The sequence below is a fragment of the Desulfosporosinus meridiei DSM 13257 genome, assembly GCF_000231385.2.
Classification (GTDB): Bacteria; Bacillota; Desulfitobacteriia; order Desulfitobacteriales; family Desulfitobacteriaceae; genus Desulfosporosinus; species Desulfosporosinus meridiei.
Genome location: NC_018515.1, coordinates 929,228 through 950,286, shown reverse-complemented (window position 1 = coordinate 950,286; position 21,059 = coordinate 929,228). Strand labels below are relative to the sequence as shown.

The 21,059-nt window shown below is 42.6% G+C and carries 15 protein-coding genes, 2 rRNA genes and 1 other annotated feature; all 17 genes read right to left on the bottom strand.

Features of this window, described 5'->3' with window-relative positions; translation table 11 throughout:
• Positions 1–66: 66 nt before the first annotated feature.
• A 23S ribosomal RNA gene (locus tag DESMER_RS04350) occupies positions 67–2,978 on the bottom strand.
• A 363-nt stretch (positions 2,979–3,341) separates the two neighbouring features.
• Positions 3,342–4,908: ribosomal RNA gene (locus DESMER_RS04345) — 16S ribosomal RNA — on the bottom strand.
• The 16S and 23S rRNA genes sit together here, the layout of an rRNA operon.
• A gap of 457 nt (positions 4,909–5,365) precedes the next feature.
• A complete protein-coding gene (gene recQ, locus DESMER_RS04340; protein WP_014901849.1) occupies positions 5,366–7,546 on the bottom strand; it encodes a DNA helicase RecQ in 2,181 nt (726 codons plus the stop codon).
• Between the two features lie 78 nt (positions 7,547–7,624).
• The gene (locus DESMER_RS04335; protein WP_242831049.1) at positions 7,625–8,323 is read right to left on the bottom strand and encodes a protein-L-isoaspartate(D-aspartate) O-methyltransferase; all 699 of its coding nucleotides are present in this window, start codon (positions 8,321–8,323) and stop codon (positions 7,625–7,627) included.
• Positions 8,324–8,605: 282 nt separating this feature from the next.
• A complete protein-coding gene (locus DESMER_RS04330; RefSeq protein WP_014901847.1) occupies positions 8,606–9,736 on the bottom strand; it encodes a M20/M25/M40 family metallo-hydrolase in 1,131 nt (376 codons plus the stop codon).
• A 1-nt stretch (position 9,737) separates the two neighbouring features.
• The gene (locus DESMER_RS04325) at positions 9,738–10,079 is read right to left on the bottom strand and encodes an HIT family protein (RefSeq protein ID WP_014901846.1); all 342 of its coding nucleotides are present in this window, start codon (positions 10,077–10,079) and stop codon (positions 9,738–9,740) included.
• Between the two features lie 148 nt (positions 10,080–10,227).
• The gene (locus DESMER_RS04320) at positions 10,228–10,773 is read right to left on the bottom strand and encodes a chromate transporter (RefSeq protein WP_014901845.1); all 546 of its coding nucleotides are present in this window, start codon (positions 10,771–10,773) and stop codon (positions 10,228–10,230) included.
• 84 nt (positions 10,774–10,857) lie between these two features.
• A complete protein-coding gene (locus DESMER_RS04315) occupies positions 10,858–11,385 on the bottom strand; it encodes a chromate transporter (protein ID WP_014901844.1) in 528 nt (175 codons plus the stop codon).
• Positions 11,386–11,612: 227 nt separating this feature from the next.
• A complete protein-coding gene (locus DESMER_RS04310) occupies positions 11,613–12,293 on the bottom strand; it encodes a GntR family transcriptional regulator (RefSeq protein ID WP_014901843.1) in 681 nt (226 codons plus the stop codon).
• 201 nt (positions 12,294–12,494) lie between these two features.
• On the bottom strand, positions 12,495–12,704 hold the full coding sequence (locus DESMER_RS04305) for a hypothetical protein (RefSeq protein WP_014901842.1): 210 nt from the start codon (positions 12,702–12,704) through the stop codon (positions 12,495–12,497).
• A gap of 149 nt (positions 12,705–12,853) precedes the next feature.
• Positions 12,854–13,159, bottom strand: a complete 306-nt coding sequence (locus DESMER_RS04300; protein ID WP_034598316.1) for a DNA-directed RNA polymerase subunit alpha C-terminal domain-containing protein — start codon at positions 13,157–13,159, stop codon at positions 12,854–12,856.
• 240 nt (positions 13,160–13,399) lie between these two features.
• Positions 13,400–14,548, bottom strand: a complete 1,149-nt coding sequence (locus tag DESMER_RS04295; RefSeq protein ID WP_014901841.1) for a bifunctional 3-deoxy-7-phosphoheptulonate synthase/chorismate mutase — start codon at positions 14,546–14,548, stop codon at positions 13,400–13,402.
• Positions 14,549–14,746: 198 nt separating this feature from the next.
• Positions 14,747–15,004 (bottom strand) — a binding site (T-box leader).
• 284 nt (positions 15,005–15,288) lie between these two features.
• A complete protein-coding gene (locus tag DESMER_RS04290) occupies positions 15,289–16,527 on the bottom strand; it encodes a DUF1015 domain-containing protein (RefSeq protein ID WP_014901840.1) in 1,239 nt (412 codons plus the stop codon).
• 238 nt (positions 16,528–16,765) lie between these two features.
• On the bottom strand, positions 16,766–17,929 hold the full coding sequence (locus tag DESMER_RS04285) for a phosphoglycerate dehydrogenase (RefSeq protein WP_014901838.1): 1,164 nt from the start codon (positions 17,927–17,929) through the stop codon (positions 16,766–16,768).
• Between the two features lie 48 nt (positions 17,930–17,977).
• Positions 17,978–19,060, bottom strand: a complete 1,083-nt coding sequence (gene serC, locus DESMER_RS04280) for a 3-phosphoserine/phosphohydroxythreonine transaminase (protein WP_014901837.1) — start codon at positions 19,058–19,060, stop codon at positions 17,978–17,980.
• Positions 19,061–19,739: 679 nt separating this feature from the next.
• Positions 19,740–20,297: a UbiX family flavin prenyltransferase gene (locus DESMER_RS04275; RefSeq protein ID WP_014901836.1), complete on the bottom strand. Its 558-nt coding sequence runs from the start codon at positions 20,295–20,297 to the stop codon at positions 19,740–19,742.
• A gap of 175 nt (positions 20,298–20,472) precedes the next feature.
• A complete protein-coding gene (locus DESMER_RS04270) occupies positions 20,473–21,045 on the bottom strand; it encodes an ANTAR domain-containing response regulator (RefSeq protein ID WP_014901835.1) in 573 nt (190 codons plus the stop codon).
• Positions 21,046–21,059 lie beyond the last annotated feature (14 nt).

Genomic DNA, 21,059 nt, shown 5'->3' with positions numbered 1-21,059 from the left:
TCAAAACTGCACAGAGTCTATCTAGTATTGTCTAAGAATTTGAGCCACTCACCTAGCGTCTCGATTTAGGTCAAGCCCTCGACCGATTAGTACCAGTCAGCTCCACACGTCACCGTGCTTCCACACCTGGCCTATCAACCTGATCATCTTTCAGGGGTCTTACCAGCTTTCGCTGTGGGAAATCTCATCTTGAGGTCGGTTTCGCGCTTAGATGCTTTCAGCGCTTATCCGCTCCGAATATAGCTACCCAGCTATGCCTCTGGCGAGACAACTGGTACACCAGGGATTCGTCCATCCCGGTCCTCTCGTACTAGGGACAGATCCTCTCAAATTTCCTGCGCCTGCGACGGATAGGGACCGAACTGTCTCACGACGTTCTGAACCCAGCTCACGTACCGCTTTAATGGGCGAACAGCCCAACCCTTGGGACCTACTACAGCCCCAGGATGCGATGAGCCGACATCGAGGTGCCAAACCTCCCCGTCGATATGGACTCTTGGGGGAGATAAGCCTGTTATCCCCAGGGTAGCTTTTATCCGTTGAGCGATGGCCCTTCCACTCGGTACCACCGGATCACTAAGCCCGACTTTCGTCCCTGCTCGACTTGTAGGTCTCGCAGTCAAGCTCCCTTTTGCCTTTACACTCTTCGCGCGATTTCCAACCGCGCTGAGGGAACCTTTGGGCGCCTCCGTTACTCTTTAGGAGGCGACCGCCCCAGTCAAACTGCCCACCTGATACTGTCCTAATCCCCGATTCAGGGGACCTAGTTAGAATTTCAGTACAAAAAGAGTGGTATCCCACCGTTGACTCCACCAAGGCTGGCGCCCTAGCTTCTTAGTCTCCCACCTATCCTGTACATTTTATACCAAAATCCAATGTCAAGCTACAGTAAAGCTCCATGGGGTCTTTCTGTCCTGTCGCAGGTAACCCGCATCTTCACGGGTATTACAATTTCGCCGAGTCCCTCGTTGAGACAGTGTCCAGATCGTTACACCTTTCGTGCGGGTCAGAACTTACCTGACAAGGAATTTCGCTACCTTAGGACCGTTATAGTTACGGCCGCCGTTTACTGGGGCTTCAATTCAAAGCTTCGGGTTGCCCCTAACCTCTCCTCTTAACCTTCCAGCACCGGGCAGGTGTCAGCCCCTATACATCTCCTTTCGGATTAGCAGGGACCTGTGTTTTTGTTAAACAGTCGCCTGGACCATTTCTCTGCGGCTCTTATTGCTAAGAGCGCCCCTTCTCCCGAAGTTACGGGGCTATTTTGCCGAGTTCCTTAACGAGGGTTTTCTCGCGCGCCTTAGGATTCTCACCCCATCTACCTGTGTCGGTTTACGGTACGGGCACCTAGTCACTCACTAGAGGTTTTTCTTGACAGCTTGGAGTCGGTTACTTCGCTACTAATTTTCGCTCCCCATCACGTCTCAGAGTTTCGCAGGGCGGATTTGCCTACCCTACCTCCTACTCGCTTGGGCGTGCTCAACCAACGGCACGCTTAACCTATCCTTCTGTGTCACCCCATTGCTCAAACATTTCTAGGTGGTACTGGAATCTCAACCAGTTGTCCATCACCTACGCCTTTCGGCCTCGGCTTAGGTCCCGACTTACCCTGGGCGGACGAGCCTTCCCCAGGAATCCTTAGATTTTCGGCGGGAAGGATTCTCACCTTCCTTTTCGCATACTCATACCGGCATTCTCACTTCTATCCACTCCACCAGACCTTACAGTCTGACTTCTCGGCTGATAGAACGCTCCCCTACCCCTGCAAGTATTCTTGCAAGCCATAGCTTCGGTGATACACTTGAGCCCCGTTACATTTTCGGCGCAGAACCACTCGACCAGTGAGCTATTACGCACTCTTTAAATGGTGGCTGCTTCTGAGCCAACATCCTGGTTGTCTGTGCAATTCCACATCCTTTCCCACTTAGTGTATACTTGGGGACCTTAGCTGATGGTCTGGGCTGTTTCCCTTTCGACTATGAAGCTTATCCCCCACAGTCTGACTCCCAATCTAAATCTGATGGCATTCGGAGTTTGATAAGGTTCGGTAACCTGGTAAGGCCCCTAGCCTATTCAGTGCTCTACCGCCATCGATCATCAATTGAGGCTAGCCCTAAAGCTATTTCGGGGAGAACCAGCTATCTCCGTGTTCGATTGGCATTTCACCCCTACCCACAGCTCATCCCCTGCCTTTTCAACGACAGTGAGTTCGGGCCTCCAGTGGGTTTTACCCCACCTTCACCCTGGCCATGGGTAGATCACACGGTTTCGGGTCTACAGCATGTAACTTGCGCCCTCTTCAGACTCGCTTTCGCTTCGGCTCCGGCTTCTCACCTTAACCTTGCTACATACCGTAACTCGCCGGTTCATTCTACAAAAGGCACGCTACTACACATAACTGTGCTGTAACTGCTTGTAAGCGTACGGTTTCAGGTTCTTTTTCACTCCTCTTCCGAGGTGCTTTTCACCTTTCCCTCACGGTACTGGTTCGCTATCGGTCGCTAAGTAGTATTTAGCCTTGGGAGGTGGTCCTCCCTGCTTCCCACGGGGTTTCACGTGTCCCGCGGTACTCAGGATTCCCTCACAGAATGTCTCCCTTTCGTTTACAGGGGTGTTACCTTCTTTGCCGAGACTTTCCAGTCTTCTTCAGCTAGAGATTCATTCTTAAAAGAGGGTCCTACAACCCCGAATCCCGAAGGATTCGGTTTGGGCTCTTCCCGTTTCGCTCGCCGCTACTCAGGGAATCGATGATTCTTTCTTTTCCTCCGGGTACTTAGATGTTTCAGTTCCCCGGGTTGTCTTCTTCAACCTATGTATTCAGTTGAGGATAACCGGACATGACTCCGGTTGGGTTGCCCCATTCGGGTATCCATGGATCAAAGCCTGCTTACGACTCCCCATGGCATTTCGCTGTTAACCGCGCCCTTCTTCGACTCTTAGCGCCTAGGCATCCACCGTACGCCCTTAATAGCTTGACCTATTGGTCGCTACTTTTAGGTTTACTCAATACTTTCGTATTGATGTGAATTCGTTCGACTTTACTAGTTTTCTCTATGCAGTTTTCAAAGAACAGTCAAAAATATAGGATATTAGTCAAGCATAACTGCCTTTCCTCAATCCTTTGTGAGTGAGGTTCCATAATTCATCGAATTCCTTCGATGTTTCCTGGTCTCTCAAAACTAAACAACAGCTGTTTCCAATGAGTTGCCGATCCCTCGGCGTGAGTCTTGCGACTCGTTATTGATCTCTCGTCGAACTTAAGTCTTTCAACCGATGTTCTTCGTGAGAATCGACCAATAGGATGTTCGTCTAAAGCCTAAGCTCTAAACCGTTCTCCTTAGAAAGGAGGTGATCCAGCCGCACCTTCCGATACGGCTACCTTGTTACGACTTCACCCCAATTATCGGCCCCACCTTCGACGGCTAGCTCCCTTGCGGGTTACCTCACCGGCTTCGGGTGTTGCAGACTTTCGTGGTGTGACGGGCGGTGTGTACAAGGCCCGGGAACGTATTCACCGCAGTATGCTGACCTGCGATTACTAGCGATTCCGACTTCATGCAGGCGAGTTGCAGCCTGCAATCCGAACTGAGACCGGCTTTCTCGGATTTGCTTCACCTCGCGGCTTCGCTTCCGTCTGTACCGGCCATTGTAGCACGTGTGTAGCCCAAGACATAAGGGGCATGATGATTTGACGTCATCCCCACCTTCCTCCGGTTTATCACCGGCAGTCTATCTAGAGTGCTCAACCTTACTTGTTAGCAACTAAATACAGGGGTTGCGCTCGTTGCGGGACTTAACCCAACATCTCACGACACGAGCTGACGACAACCATGCACCACCTGTCTCTACGCTCCCCGAAGGGCACTCTCTAGTTTCCTAAAGATTCGTAGGATGTCAAGCCTTGGTAAGGTTCTTCGCGTTGCGTCGAATTAAACCACATGCTCCACCGCTTGTGCGGGCCCCCGTCAATTCCTTTGAGTTTCAACCTTGCGGCCGTACTCCCCAGGCGGAGTGCTTATTGTGTTAACTGCGGCACAGAAGGGGTCGATACCCTCTACACCTAGCACTCATCGTTTACGGCGTGGACTACCAGGGTATCTAATCCTGTTTGCTCCCCACGCTTTCGCGCCTCAGCGTCAGTTACAGTCCAGAAAGTCGCCTTCGCCACCGGTGTTCCTCCACATATCTACGCATTTCACCGCTACACGTGGAATTCCACTTTCCTCTCCTGTCCTCAAGATTCCCAGTTTCCGATGCACTCTCAGGGTTGAGCCCTGATCTTTCACACCGGACTTAAAAATCCGCCTACGCGCCCTTTACGCCCAATAATTCCGGACAACGCTTGCCCCCTACGTATTACCGCGGCTGCTGGCACGTAGTTAGCCGGGGCTTCCTCCTTGGGTACCGTCATGTCGACTCAATATTCTCAAATCGACCGTTCTTCCCCAAAGACAGTACTTTACAATCCGAAGACCTTCATCATACACGCGGCGTTGCTCCGTCAGACTTTCGTCCATTGCGGAAGATTCCCCACTGCTGCCTCCCGTAGGAGTCTGGGCCGTGTCTCAGTCCCAGTGTGGCCGTTCACCCTCTCAGGCCGGCTACTGATCGTCGCCTTGGTAGGCCTTTACCCCACCAACTAGCTAATCAGACGCGGGTCCATCCATAATCGATAGCATATACAGAGGCCATCTTTCCTTAAGTCTTGATGCCAAGACTTAAGATTATCCGGTATTAGCCCTCGTTTCCAAGGGTTGTCCCGGATTTATGGGTAGGTTACCCACGCGTTACTCACCCGTCCGCCACTAAGAATTTTTCTAAGCAAGCTTATCAAATTCTCCGTTCGACTTGCATGTGTTAGGCACGCCGCCAGCGTTCGTCCTGAGCCAGGATCAAACTCTCCAAAAAAAGTTATTTCAAACTTCTCATTAGAAGAAGATGATTGACTCATGATTTATTTTGAAACTCCTAAGAGTTTCTCTCATTGGCTGTCCTTGTTGTTTAGTTTTCAAAGACCATGGATTTGGCCATAACTTATAACCAGCACTCCCAACATACGTTGTTAGCACCATTGTTTGGAGTTACAATTACGAGCTTACCCGTTGTTGATAACCCTTCGTTGTGGCACTCAGTTATAATACCATTTTCAGCAATCGCTGTCAACAAGTATTTTCTCTCTTTTTTCACTGTCTCCTCACCTAAAATTTAACTCTCGTGAGCGACATTAGTTATACTACCATATTTAGAAGTAAGGGTCAACGCTTTTTTCGACATTTATTACTGTTTTCAAGAACCCACTACCTTAATGGAGCAGAGACGTTGATAATAAACAATGTCGAATTAACCCAAATGAAATCTCTCCCGCCTATTCTTTGCTATCAATTATTTTATACTTTTCTAAGACTGCCCGAATTGTAAACCACTCCACCTCATCAGGAAGGAGATCTTTGATAGGTCGTAACTTTTCTCCGCCTACTTGTCGGATTGCTTCTAAGATATGCACTTCTTGTTCTTTAGGGATAAAATCATCCCAGGGCACAGCATGTCCATCCATACTGCAGCGCACAAAATGATTCTGAACTGTAATGGGAGTAACTTTCCTGATTTTCGCAATAGCTGCCAAAGAATGCCCTTCTTTATACATTTGAAATGTCTGAAGATGACTGGAGGCCTTTGAATTAGCAATGACCTCAGGGCCAGTCTTATCTTGTTGAGCCAAACACTTAGCGCTAACACATTTTTCAGAAGAGTTTTCTTTCTTATCAATTGCTGCATTTTCTAAGAACCTCTTGATCACTTCCAAAAATTCGTTCCCGTATTTTTCTAATTTCCGTTCCCCAACTCCACTAACACTAATCATTGCCCCGTGATCCATTGGACAAATTTGAGCCATTTCTCTTAAGGTACTGTCTGCGAAAATCAAATACGGGGGGAGGTTTTCTCGAATAGCTAGTTCTCTGCGGAGTTCACGTAGTTTTTCAAACAGACTAACCTCTTCGCTTTCAACACGTGACGGTTTTTGCGTTATTTTTCGAGATACTTTCGCTTCCCCTTTTAAGACCGAAGCTGCATTAGGCTGAAGTTTTACGACTGGGTATTCTCCATTAGCTAATTGCAAATACCCCTCTGCAACTAAATAGTTGATGAGATCCTTAATATCTTGCAAGGGAACATTATGCATAATGCCATAGGTTGATAGTTCATCAAAGCGAAGTTCTCGTATCTTAGCTTTTCGTGAGCCTTTCAAAACATCAGCAACCATTCCTATACCAAACCGTTCTCGCATTCGATAAATGCAAGAGAATATTTTTTGAGCTTCCAACGTAATGTCTACAATTTCACGCTCATCATTACAATTACTGCAATTGTTACATTTAGCTTGTACATTTTCTTCTCCAAAATACTCTAGAATTGTTTTGCGCAGACACCGAGGGGAATGGCAGTAATCAACCATACCTTGGAGCTTCTTTAACTCATTCATTTTTCGTTCTGGTTGTAAAACGGTCTGCTCAATTAAGAATCGTTGCAATACAACATCCTGAGGAGAAAACAATAAAAGGCACTCTCCTGGTTCTCCATCTCGCCCTGCCCGCCCTGCCTCTTGATAGTATGCTTCCATGTTTTTAGGCATATTGTAGTGAATTACATATCGAACATTAGATTTGTCAATTCCCATTCCAAAGGCGTTTGTAGCCACCATAACGGTTATCTCATCAAAGAGGAAATCCTCCTGGGTTTTTTGGCGGTCTGGGTCACTCATGCCTGCATGATATTTTCCCACCTTCAAACCGCTTCTTGTCAAAAAGCTTTGAAGATTATCCACCTCTTTGCGTGTCGCGGCATAAATAATCCCAGGTTGGTTAACATGCGCTTTGGTATAACCAAGCACAAATTCCTTCTTGTTTTCTCCTCTAAAGGTAGAGAACATCAGATTTGGACGATCAAATCCTGTAACAAATATGCTAGGTTTGTCTAGCTCTAATAATCGGACAATATCTGCCTGAACTTCCTCAGTTGCTGTTGCCGTAAAAGCCCCAATGATCGGTTTTTGGGGGAGGGACTTAAGGAATGGTCCTAAATGAAGGTAGCTAGGCCTAAAATCATGGCCCCACTGGGAAACACAATGAGCCTCATCGATCACAAGGAAAGAAACCTGCAATGATTCTAAAAGACCCCGAAAACTTTCTGACTCTAATCGTTCAGGGGCAATATACAAAAGCTTATATTTACCGCGTGTTACCCCGTCAATTCGTGACCTTACTTCATTAAGAGAAAGTGAACTATTAATAAACGTCGCGGGAACTCCATATTGTAAAAGGGCATCCACCTGATCTTTCATTAGAGAAATCAGAGGAGAGATTACCAGAGTCGTCCCTTTGAACAATAGGGCTGGTATCTGATAAGCAAGTGACTTTCCCGCTCCTGTCGGCATAATGGCTAAAGTATCTAAGCCCTGGAGTAAACTTCCAATCACTTTTTGCTGGCCATCTCGAAATTGAGTAAACCCGAAATACCTTTGCAATACCTCCAAGGCCTTCTTAATCATAATAATGAACATCTCCTTAAAGTTATCTACTTTATAAGCTGTCCTCATTATAACAAAAATTTAAGCCTAGAGGGGGGACTAACTATTCTTTATTCTTTCATCCCATCCCCTCATTCCAATTAGCGGAACAAAACGCACTCCTCCCAGATTTTCAGTTATCAATTTACCGGACATTGTTTTCTTTAAACGCAATAAACTCTGCTCTCCCCTCTCCCCAACCGGAATCACCAAGCGGCCTCCGACAGCTAGTTGATCCAGTAAAGGATCCGGAATAACAGGCCCTCCTGCAGTAACTAAGATTGCATCAAAGGGTGCCTTCTCTTGCCACCCCAGAGTTCCATCCCCAACTCTTACTTCAATATTTTTATACCCTTGTTTTCTAAATCGTTCCTCCGCCAAGCTAGCAAGTACTTGATGTCGTTCTATTGTATAAACCCTCAAGGCAATTCGAGATAAAATCGCTGCTGAATAACCAGAACCGGTTCCTATTTCCAAAACTCGGTCACTTGCTTTTAAGCTTAAGGCCTGAGCCATCAGAGCAACCATATACGGCTGACTAATTGTCTGTCCAGAATCTATTTCCAGTGGAGTATCATAATAGGCTAAGTCTTGTTTATCCTCTCTGACAAATTTGTGCCTTGGAACCAAAGACATGCTATTAATAACAGTCTCATCTGTTATGTCTCGACTTACGAGCTGCGTATGAACCATCCACTCACGTTCAGCCCGACGCTCTGAATAAGCATCTATACTATATTCTTTATTCAAATTACTCACCTTCTTTCTGTTTTTGTTATTCTATCCAAGATGAGTGTCATAAATTATAAAATCCGAATGAAACTCAAGGATATTCCCCGTTGAATTTTCTCCTCATTTCTTCCTTTCAGTGCGGAAAACAGTTAGGACATATTTCAAATCAAATAACCCGAATAATCCTGTTTTATTCCAAAACAAAAAGGCCTATCAAGGATAAGCCTTTTTGTCAGTAAACCTTTTGATTTCAAATAGTTAATTTTCATCTCTCTAAAACTAATATCGCATTTATATTAAACATTTATTCTAGGACTTTTCAGTAGTTCCCACAATCTTAATAATTTCAATCAGCAGATCCGCTGTTCTATACAAATCTTCTTCTTTAATTGACTCCTCGGTGGTATGAGGCTTTTGCATCCCCGTCCCTAAAACAGCACAAGGTACACCATAACGGTTATAGTAATTAGCATCACTGCCGCCACCCGTTACCCCCGTGACGACTTTTAATCCTGCAGACTTAGCAGCCTGACTGGCTATAACCACTACTTGAGATTCCTCAGTTAATGTAAATGGTTCATATAATCGGATAACTTCAATTTCAGCAACAGCACCCATTTCTTCGGCGCAACGTTGAAAGGTATTACACATTCTATTAGTTTGGATCTCTAACTTTGTCAGGTCTCTACTTCTAGCTTCACAGGTAATAACCACTTCGTCTGGAACTATATTCGTTGCTCTGCCACCCTCAATAGTTCCAATATTCGCTGTTGTTTCCTCATCGATCCTGCCAGTAGTCATGCCAGCGATGGCCTTAGCAGCAACTACGATTGAGCTTATCCCCTCTTCAGGAGCAAAACCAGCATGAGCAGATCTTCCTTTGATTACCACATTAATACGATCTTGCCCTGGAGCTGCAAGAACTATTTCTCCCGGCCCTCCGACACAATCCATGACAAATCCCAGGTCAGCTTTCAAGAGGGTTCTATCCAAATATTTGGCCCCGTTGAGCCCCCCTTCTTCAGCAACACTAAAAATAACCTGAATATCGCCATGGGGAATATTTTGCTCTTGGATCATCCTTAGAACTTCCAAAATAGGCGCTATCCCAGATTTGTCATCGGCTCCTAAGATTGTTGCTCCGGCTGAGCTGATTAGTCCATCTTTCATTATGGGCTTAATGTTAAGGCAGGGAGCCACTGTGTCCATATGGGCAGACAACAAAATCACTGGTGCTTTTGGCAGATTACCCTTTAGGTAGGCCAAGACATTGCCGCAGTTGCCTCCAAATTTTTGACCTGCCTCATCTTCAGTTACTTCCATACCTAAACCAACCAGGCGACTTTTAAGTATATCGGCTATTTGGCGTTCATTCTTAGTTGGAGAATCAATTTTTATGAGTTCGAAAAACTCTGCCAACAATCTTTCACGATTAACCATTTTATGTATGCCACCTCACAGTACCAATATCTCCATTATATCTAGGGATTACATGTATATGCCAATGAAACACGGTTTGTCCCGCCGTACTTCCTATATTTGCTCCAATATTATAACCATCAGGCTGAAAGCGCTCATCTAACAAGTCTTTTACTCTCTTAAGGAGTTCACCGACACTTGCCATTTCCTCAGCAGTAGCATCAAAGAAACTTGAAGCATGATTTTTGGGAACGATTAACACATGTCCTTCACTTACAGGGTATTTGTCATAAAATGCCCGCACAAGGTCGTTCTCAACAAGATTAACTTCGGCTGGCAATGTGCAAAATACACATTCATTCATTAATATCCCCCCTATTTCTACGTCCCTTCGCTAAAGGTCTATTATGTTAATTTTGCCAGTTTTCCGCTTAAAGTCAAGGGAACTTTCAATTATATGCAAAACACCCACTCAAAGTGGGTGTCAAAGTCCCTATGACTGCTTGGACTTACTAGTTTGTCTTTTTCGCTTTTCCATACACCAGCCAGCCAAAAAGCATCGAAGCTACGATAATAAAGGCAGGATGGATATTCACTAAATATAGCAGGGCTATAGTAACAACAGCGACTCCCCAAGTACTGCTTGATGGAAAAGCCCTCTTTCCCATGTCATAGGCAGTTTCTGCAACAAGAACAACTACCACAGGGCGAACTGCCATAAGCATAGCCTGCAGCTCAGAAGAATGGGAGTATTTCATAATCAGACTTCCCAAAAGAACTACTACTATTACCGTAGGAGCAACCGTCCCAATTGTTGCCGCTAAAGCACCTAACCAACCTGCAACCTTATAACCGGTATAAGCTGCCATTTTTGTAGCGATTGGTCCTGGCAACGCATTGCCAATAGCGAGTGCATCCGCAAATTCTTGGTTATCCATCCAATGATAACGATCAACTGCCTCCGCTTTAACCAGCGGTATTAGTGAAGGACCTCCTCCAAACCCCAAGTTTGAAGCACGAGTAAAACCAATAAATAGGTCCCATAGTTTTCTAAGCATGAAAGCACCACCTTGTATTCCAGATTTTTAGCTAAGTATTACGTTACAATGTAAAATAATTGCTGTAGATTAAACCAACAGAATTTAGCGAAAAACAACTAATCCAAATATCATAGAAATTACAATGATTAGGGCAGGGTGTAGCTTCAACCAGAATAATGAGACAACTGTAGCTAAAGCAATCCCCCAAGTCGTCATGTTAGGAAAAGAGCCTATACCCATATCTAATGCGGTTTGAGCTATCAAAACTACGACAACCGGGCGAACACCCTTGAGCATTCCTTTTAAAACTGGAGAATTGGAATATTTCATCAAGAAACGGGCCAGCAAAATTACAGCCAGTGAAGTCGGTAGAATCACACCAATATTTGCCACCAAGGCTCCTAACCATCCGGCCTCTTGGTAACCAACATAACCTGCCAGTTTTGTAGCGATCGGTCCCGGCAATGCATTTCCAACGGCAAGAGCGTCCGTGAATTCCGAATTAGTCATCCAGTGGTACCTTTCCACGACTTCGATTTTAATAAGTGGAATGACTGCCGGACCGCCTCCGAAGCCCAAGTTGCTGGCTCTGGCAAAGGCAATTAAAAGATCCCAAAGTTGTGATAACATTGTGCTCCCCCTTCTTTCTTCGGTCTAGTCTTAAATCTCTCACAGACAGATATCATGAGCTTTCTTAAGGTAAGTATATTACCTCAACTTCTCAAATTCAATAGGTTTGGTATACCAAATCATTAATTTTTGTATACCAAATTATCCAGGCATAATTTAATTTAACTATTCTAAAACAACTTCTAAGCACAATTTTCCTAGAGGGTTTATACGCATAATTGGATCAACTAATCTTTTTCCCAGTAAGCCATTTTTAGAAATGCTTTACTCGAATTCTCAGCATGTCTTTTCGCTACGACCTCAGCCTGAGAACTATCATGTCTGCTTAGAGCCTCAATAATTTCATTATGTTCCACCCATACTTCTTCAGATCGACCAGGTTTTGAATATGCCACTTGAGTGAACTTGGTAATATACTCGTGCAAAGTATAAAGAAAACTGTAAACCCTTGGACTCTCAGCCGCTTTATAAATTATCTCATGAAATTTATCATTCAATTGGTTGGATTTTTTGTAATTACCCTTACCATGTTCTTCCGTAATTTGCTTTGCTAAAGATTCTAATCGTTTTAAATCCCGGGGTTTAATCTTTGTAGCTGCAATACTACAAATAAGCGCTTCTAAAGAAGTCCTTATAGCGAGAATCTCAATAATATCTGCTTTGGAGAAACCTGAAACTACAACCCCTTTACGGGGGATATGTGTTACCAACCTTTCTAGGACAAGCTGGTTAATTGCCTCGCGAACAGGAGTTCTGCTAATCCCCAGTTGTTCAGCTATAGTACGTTCTACCAATTTCTGACCCGGTTCTAGTTTCTTATCTAAGATTGCATTCCTCAAAATCGCAAACACCGAATCTCTTATATGACCTTTATCATCCAACTTAATGGGTGAAAAATGATACGCCACTTTCCTTCTCCCCTTATGTTTATACTGCCAGTTAAGGCAATTATAATTCTATAGACACCTAAGACGCAAGTTAAATGGTATACCAAATGCCAAGCACCAACAATAAAGCAAACTGTATCTTGAATGACACAGTTTGCTTATCTGCTCAAGCATGCTATTTTTCCAACTTTCATTTCAGCCTTTCCAATAGCGATATTGTTATTAAATTATTTCCAAATCATAGGGATCATAAGCAAATTCTTCCTGTAGAATATCTAAGCGAACTATTATAAAGAGTCCCATTTCATCGCATTCAATTCGTATCACGGTTCCAAGGCAATGACTACAAGTCTCCACTCGGTCACCAACCTGAAATCGTTGTTTGTGAAAAGGCGAATAATCCGTTTGAACTTCATAATATTGTTTGTTCATAGTCATCCCCCATTTCCATGAATCAGTGTTGTAGAAGGTCATAAAGCTAAAAACAGCAATTTTCCTCACAAAATATTTCACTCACCAACAGGCAGTGGTATTATTCAATAATAGTTGTGATTGAGTAATTTTCATTTAACTGAACCCGCTCAATGATTCTTAAGTTTTGCCTCATAACGTTGCAGCTTTTGATGCAACTCATTTAATGCACCTTGTCCAAAGCGTTTTAAATTCAGTAATTGACTGTCTGTTGTCTCACGTAACTCATCGAGTGTATCTATGCCAGCAATTTTAAGAAGATTGTAGGTCCTAGAGGTTAAGCCTAATACAGATATATCAGGGGACTCAAGTAGTTTAGAACAGAGATATTCACATTTTTTAGCATCTTCCTTCAGTTTGTAAGTTCTCTGACAAAGAGAACAGACATATATTGTAATCTGCGTTTCTAGAATCATGTTACATCCTCCCCTCTTTTTAATAACTTTACTTCTTACCAACTTTAGCACTCACATCCTTTTAGGATTCTCTAGACACTTAAAGTCTAGCATTGCCCTTATACTATGTCTATAGGTAATACATATTGACACAATCAATTATTTTTATTCCAAAGCTGTACCCTGGCCAAACTACAATTGCCAATTAAAAAACCTTTAGAAATCTAATGTTTCTAAAGGTTTTTTAAGCTTAGCAAAGGACTATTTGCTCACTAAAGGGGAAACAAGCGAAAGGTCTCCTTCCTTCTCTCTAACCAATTTTTGTCTAATTTGAGATTGCACTGCTACATCAAAAATTATTGGGTAGATCTTCTTAACAAGTTCCGACGGAAGTTTTAATTCATTGCCAAGAGCAGTCAGTCTTTGAATCACTTCCTTCTCTCGAGAACTATCTTTCACTCTATCCAAACGTTTTTGATCTGCGACTTTACTTACTATCTCCATGCGAGCGGCTAAACGCTCGATAATTTCTTGATCAATGTTGTCAATTTGTCCTCGCAAAGTTTCAAGAGTCTCTTCAACACAATTTCTTTCACAAGCAAAGATTCTATTAACCGATTCCGCCACAGCTCCTAATTCTCCAGCTAGTTGGATGAGTTGCTCGGGGTGTAGGGATTGGGGCCCATCACTGACAGCCTCTGCAGGATTTGGATGCATCTCAATCAATAGACCGTCTGCTCCAGAAGCAATCGCTGCCTTAGACAAGGAAGCAATCAAATCTCTTCTCCCTGCTGCATGGCTTGGATCAACAATCACCGGAAGATGAGAAAGCTCCTTAGCAACTCCAACAGCACTGAGATCAAGGGTGTTCCGTGTACTGGGTTCATAGGTTCGAATTCCTCTTTCACAAAGGATGACATTAGGGTTACCTGAGGATAGGATATATTCAGCTGCATACAGCCATTCCTCAATTGTTGCTGATAATCCCCGTTTCAAGATTATTGGTTTACTAATTTTACCCGCCATTTTCAACAGCTCAAAGTTTTGCATATTACGAGCGCCTATTTGGATAATATCAATATCATTGACTACTAATTCAAGACTTGGAGCATCTATTACTTCTGTTACACAGAGCAAGCTTTGTTCCCTAGCTGCTTGTACTAGATAATTAAGCCCCTCCCGTCCCAGGCCTTGGAAACTATAGGGAGAAGTACGAGGTTTGAATACTCCACCACGCAGGATTTTCCCTCCCGCCTTTTTTACCGTCTCCGCCGATTGACTCATTTGGATGCTTGATTCTACAGCACATGGTCCACCAATCAGGATTATTTCTTTGCCACCTATGGTCACTCCATTAATCTCTATAGTGCTGCGCTCTGCCTTTAACCCTGCTAATCTTAAATCTTTCATAATAAAAAGCCTCCTAAATATTTAAATTAAAAAAGTCCACGGCACATCCCTTCCACAGGGACGAAAGCCGTGGACTTCCGCGTTACCACCCATTTTGACCAAAATTAATTGGCCCACTCATCAAAAGGTACAGGTCTATCAAAAACTCGTGTTTGTCGAATATGCAAGGCTAGCAAAATAAAAAACACCTCATCCCTTTGAAGGGACGAGATGCTGTATCTCGCGTTACCACCCAACTTAAGCCAAAAAAGGCCACTCGACAAAGGTACGGGAATTGATATCCGATACCCCCTTCTTGTTAACGGTGAAGAACCGTCCAAGCCTACTATATAAAACGTTCAGCCGGCAGCTCGGGAGGGAACTTCATCTATCACTACACGTAGAAGAGTTTACAGTCGAGACTCTTCCTCCCTGAAAGGTAATAAATAGGTTACTTTACTCCGTCATAGCCTTTAATGATTTAGTTAAAACTAATTATAACACGCTGACTAGTTTTGTCAACTAGTTATTAAATAAAAAACAGAGCCCATTTATCGGACTCTGTCAGATGACTTATTCACGTTCTACTTAGGATTTGGATCAAGCCAATAAGGCTGTAGCGTTGTAACAATGCCAAGGCAGTAATAAAACTTGTCTATCAGTCTGAATTTGCCATGAATTTCATCTCAACAACTAGCATATCCAATTAAATGAAGGTTTATACATGGATTGAAAATACTTTTCCTCGGCCAATTATATACTTACCTCAGCTCATGAATGAACAATCCGCTTCTAAGCTTTGGCTCAAACCAAGTAGATTTTGGCGGCATTAACTCACCAGCATCGGATACTTCAAACAATTCATTAATTGAAGTTGGAAACATGGCAAAGGCAATCTTCATATCAGTGCTTACTCGTTTCTCAAGTTCTTCAAGTCCTCTTATTCCACCGACAAAGTCAATTCTTTTGTCGGTTCTTATGTCTTTAATATTAAGAATGGGAATTAATAAATAATTTTGAAGTATTGCCACATCTAGTCCCTCGACAGGATTGACAGAGCGGATCTCATCCTTTGCCGTCAGCTTATACCATACTCCTTCTAGGTACATTCCAAATACAGCCTTTGTCTCTGGCTTATAGGGTTCTGTTCCAAGCTCTTCAACGTTGAAGTTTTTCGCCACCTTAGTTAAAAACTCTTCTTTACTAAGACCGTTTAAATCTTTCACAACTCGATTATAATCTAAAATCATTAATTGGTCGTGGGGAAAAAGAACAGAAAGGAAATAGTTGAATTCTTCGTCTCCTGTATAGTTAGGATTCTCGGCCCGTCTTTTCAAGCCAACTTTCACTGCTGAAGCTGTTCTGTGGTGTCCATCTGCTATATAAATACTTTCTATGTTTTTAAACTTTGTGGAGATTATTTCTATGTCGTCTTGCTTCGCAATACTCCACACTTTATGCCTAACTCCATCGCTTGCAACAAAATCATAGATGGATTTTTCCTGTTTGATTCTCTCAATTACAGTGTTTATAGTTTCTTGAGCACGATAGGCTAAGAAGATAGGTCCGGTATGGGCAGCACAAATATCTACATGGTTTATTCGATCTATCTCTTTGTCTTCTCTGGTTTTCTCATGTTTTTTTATAACATTAGTAAGGTAGTCATCTATGGAGGCACATCCCACTAAACCAGTTTGGGAACGTCCAGCCATAGTTAGTTCGTAGGCATAATAACAATTCTGGGCTTCCTTAATTAAGACACCTTGACTTATCATGTCTTGAAGAATATCTCTGGCTTTCTCATAAACCTGGATATCGTAAGGGTTAAAACTCTCATGAAATTGGGTCTCAGCTCTATCAACTTTCAAAAAGGATAAAGGCTCCTTTAATACTTCCTGCAAAGCCTCTTCTCGATTATATACATCATAGGGCAGTGCCGCTACTTTGCTTGCCACTTCTTCTTTAGGCCTAAGGGCTTTAAATGGTCTGACTGTTGCCAAAGCTTAACCTCCAATTCATAAACTTCTAAAACATGAATAATAAACTTGTTACCAAAAAGAGAGACAGGAGCATGTCTATGATTTGTGTTTAACCTGCGAACCAAGCACCTGCCTCCTTGCTAAAGGAATCAAACTTATTCAGTCCTGTTACTTAGTTTTTGACAATTAACAATCTAAGTCAATTCAATACCTTTGTTTACTTGTTCTTATTTATTTAATTAATCATTGACTCAATTTACTACTTAATGATTCTAACCTTTAAAACTCCGTCAATTTGCTTAATCTTATTTGCTAGTTCTGGGGTCGCAGGAGATTCAATATCCAGAATAGTATAGGCATACTTTCCTTTGCTTTTATTAATCATGTCCGGGATATTGATATTTTCTCTAGCAACGGTTGAGGTAAATTGGCTGAGCATGTTAGGTATGTTTCTGTGATTAATGGCGATACGTCCAACGTGGTTGCATACTCCCATATCACAATTGGGATAATTAACTGAATTCTTGATATTTCCATTTTCCAGGTAGTCCATTATCTGCCTTACTGCCATAACTGCACAGTTATCTTCTGATTCACTCGTTGAAGCACCTAAATGAGGAACCGTAATTACACCATTAACTCCACACACCTTGGGATTTGGAAAATCTGTGACATAGCGGCCAACCTTTCCCGACTCCAAGGCTTCAACAATGTCATCATCAATAACTAAGGTATCCCTGGAAAAGTTTAATAGTTTAACACCATCTTTCATCATGGCAAAGGTTTCTTTATTAAACATTCCCTTGGTTGAATCGGTTAGAGGCACATGAACGGTAATAAAATCGCATTCTCTGTAGATCTCTTCTAAAGACTTCGCTTGTTTGATATATTTTGAAAGGTTCCAAGCTGCATCCACAGAAATGAATGGGTCATATCCATAAACCTCCATGTCCAGCTTATTCAAGGCATTAGCAACTAAAATTCCTATAGCACCTAATCCTATAACACCTAGCTTTTTTCCTTTAATTTCTGTTCCAGCAAACTTGGCCTTATTCTTCTCGACAAGTTTAGCTACCTCTGGATCGTCCTTGCAGGAATTCACCCAGTTGACTCCCCCAAAAATATCCCTTGAGGCAATGATTAGCGAGGCAATGACAATTTCTTTTACTCCATTAGCATTTGCACCCGGAGTGTTAAAGACTACAGTTCCGTTTTCAGCACATTTCTCCAACGGAATGTTATTTACACCGGCACCTGCTCTGGCGATAGCTTCTAGGGTCTTCGGTAATTCCAATTCATGAAGACTTGAACTTCTTACGAGTACTGCATCGGCATCGTTGAATTGCTCCACCATTTGATAATTATCTGTAAACAGGTCTAGACCAACATTAGCTATTTTATTGATACAATTAACGTTAAACATTTCTTTCACCTCATAATTTTATTTACTTATCCAAGCACCGATTTGCTTTTAACAATTTTCTTCTTCAAACTTTTTCATAAACGCAACTAGAGCCTTAACTCCGTCGATGGGCATGGCGTTGTAAATACTTGCTCTCATACCACCTACAGTTCTATGTCCTTTCAGGTTTTCAAATCCGGCAGCCTTAGCTTCCTTAATAAATTTAGCATCCAACTCATCAGAACCTGTGACAAAGGGAACATTCATTAATGAGCGATCCTGCTTTACAACCGTCCCGCGAAACAGCTTACTGGAATCAAGATAGTCATATAAAATCGAAGCCTTTTCTAGATTAATTTTCTTCATGGCCTCGAGTCCGCCTAGTTTTTGAATCCACTTAAACACTTTACCGCAAATATAAATACCATAAGCCGGAGGGGTATTGTACAGTGATTTGTTATCAGCATGCACCTTATAGCGCAGCATGGTTGGCGTTCCCGGCAGGACATCCTCAGTAATTAAGTCTTCACGGATAATGACAACTACTACACCGGCAGGGCCAATATTTTTTTGAACTCCTGCAAAAATCAGTCCATATTTCGTAACATCCACAGGTTCAGATAATATGTCCGAAGACATGTCAGCAACTAGAACCTTATCCCCAGTGTCGGGTAATTGATGATACTTAGTTCCGTATATTGTGTTGTTATGGCAAATATAAACATAATCAGCGTCATCCGAAATCTTTAAGTTGTTCAAGTCTGGTATATAAGTGAAGGTCTTATCCTCAGAAGAAGCAATAACATTGATCTTTCCAAATAATTTCCCTTCAGCGATTGCTTTTTTTGCCCATTGCCCAGTGTTAATGTGATCGGCTACTTTGTTTTTCATTAAGTTCATAGGTATCATGGCAAATTGTTGGGATGCACCACCTTGAAGAAACAAGACCTTGTAATTATCCGGAATCTGCAGTAGATCTCGAAGGTCTTTTTCTGCCTCAGTTATAATTTGTTCAAAAGCTTTAGAGCGATGACTCATTTCCATAACAGACATGCCCGTTCCGTTGTAATCCAGCATCTCCTCTGCTGCCTCTTTTAGCACCTCTTCAGGTAATACAGCAGGTCCCGCAGAAAAATTAAAAATTCTTGCCATATAAATTCCTCCTCAATTTTTTATATCTGTAACTCTTCGCTATATAAAGCTTATCTAGTATCTCGATTAGGTGTATCCTCTCATCAAATTCATTTGCATATTATAAGTGCATGCACCTTAGAGGTTCATCACCATTTATTAGATTTAATCTATAAAATATTCCTCCTTTTTAAATATATAAATAATTTGTATAATATTGGTTTGTGAGAGAAAAACAAAACCCACCCCAAGATTGGGGCGGGAATTCCGCGGTGCCACCCAAGTTTCAGCCGTTAGTAACAACAGGAAACAAACGCTTAAAAATAAACAAAACCCCTCATCCCAATTAGGGACGAGAGGTTATTCCCGCGTTGCCACCCATGTTGCCGAAACGGCCAACTTATGTCCGCAATATCGGGCGGAACCCGTCACAATTCATCATTGGCCACTCCAGGATGGAATCCTTCAACTCTGTAGACTGACTTGCACCAACCGTCAGTTCTCTTAACTCTAGGAGCTGGGGACTTCCCTTCATTGTGTTAGTTGTTTGCGTTTTGAATTATTTAGATTCTAAACGATCCTCGGCTCCGTGTCAAGTATTTATTTTCCATTTTATGATCCAAGAAAGGAAAAACTTTATGAAGGAGGAAGCTGCCGCTAATCAATATGGGAATACACTCCATCCAGTAAAATAAAATTCTTACCCTTGCCAGCGTTTAGCCTTCTCGAAATCTATCCCAAATTGATCCAGTATCTTCATAACATGATGATTTATTATGTCTTGTATGGTTTGAGGATGATTATAGAAAGCAGGCATAGGAGGTATAATCCTTACCCCAGTCCTGGCTAACTTCAGCATGTTTTCGATGTGGATTGCGCTTAGAGGTGTCTCTCTTGGACTCAAGATGAGCTTTCTGCCTTCTTTGAGCATCACGCCCGCTGTCCGAGTTATAAGATTATCATCATAACCATTGGCTATCGAACTTAACGTCTTCATACTGCAAGGCACAATAACCATTCCATCCGTCCTAAAGGATCCACTAGAGGTTTTCGCTCCTAAGTTCTTATTGTCGTAGACTTCAGCAGCCAAGCTTTCCATATCCTTCAAGGAATAGTCGGTTTCTATTTTCAGGTTTTCTTTAGCCCAATCGCTCATTATCAGATGAACATTCACTTTCCCAGTTTCCTGAAGAGCTTTCAATAAATTTATCGCGTAAATTGTTCCCGTTGCTCCTGTAACTCCTACAACAATTTCCATGTTTCATCTCCTGCCCATACGTAGCTCTATGCTTTACTATTTTCCACTAAAGAATATCATATTCCTGATTTAACTGAAATCCTTTATACCTAGTTTCTTTCTCCATTGTTCAATAACCATTGTTATCATTAACACAAAAAAAAGAATACCTAGCTATCCTACTAGGTATCCCAGTCTATTCATATTTCTTAATAATCTCTTCCGCAACCAGAGCCTGAGGAAGACGCAAATCCATTGCCCTTTTCTGGATTAAGCGAAAAGCTTGCGGCTCGCTCATATTTAACTTTTCTACAAGCAGCCATTTAGCTTGCTCAAGTATCTTACGTTCATCCATTCGTTTCTTTAAACTATCCCGCTCGTTAATAAGCTGAGTCATGGAATTTCGTACTGAGAGTGCAAACCGAGCAGTTTGAAGCAGTGTCAATCGGTTGATGGGCTTAGGCAAAATTAGTGCATTTATTTTCTCAAGACTACATTGCATGTCAAGTAGCTGTTCTGGCCTTGCAATGACTACTATACCTGCAGACGTTTTCTCATGAGCATCAAAGACTAAATCTGTACCCTGTTCATCGGGTAATGGAGTGCTTATAATGACTAAATCAAATCCCGTGCTAAAAAAATTCCTGCGCGCTTCATTGGCTGATTGAGCGCAGCTAACCGGATAAAAGCCTTCTTTTACGAGCATTGTCTGTATGCTGCTCGCCATTTCAGCTTTTCCACAAACAACTAAAACACTCCCTGCGCTCACTACAATCACCCCTT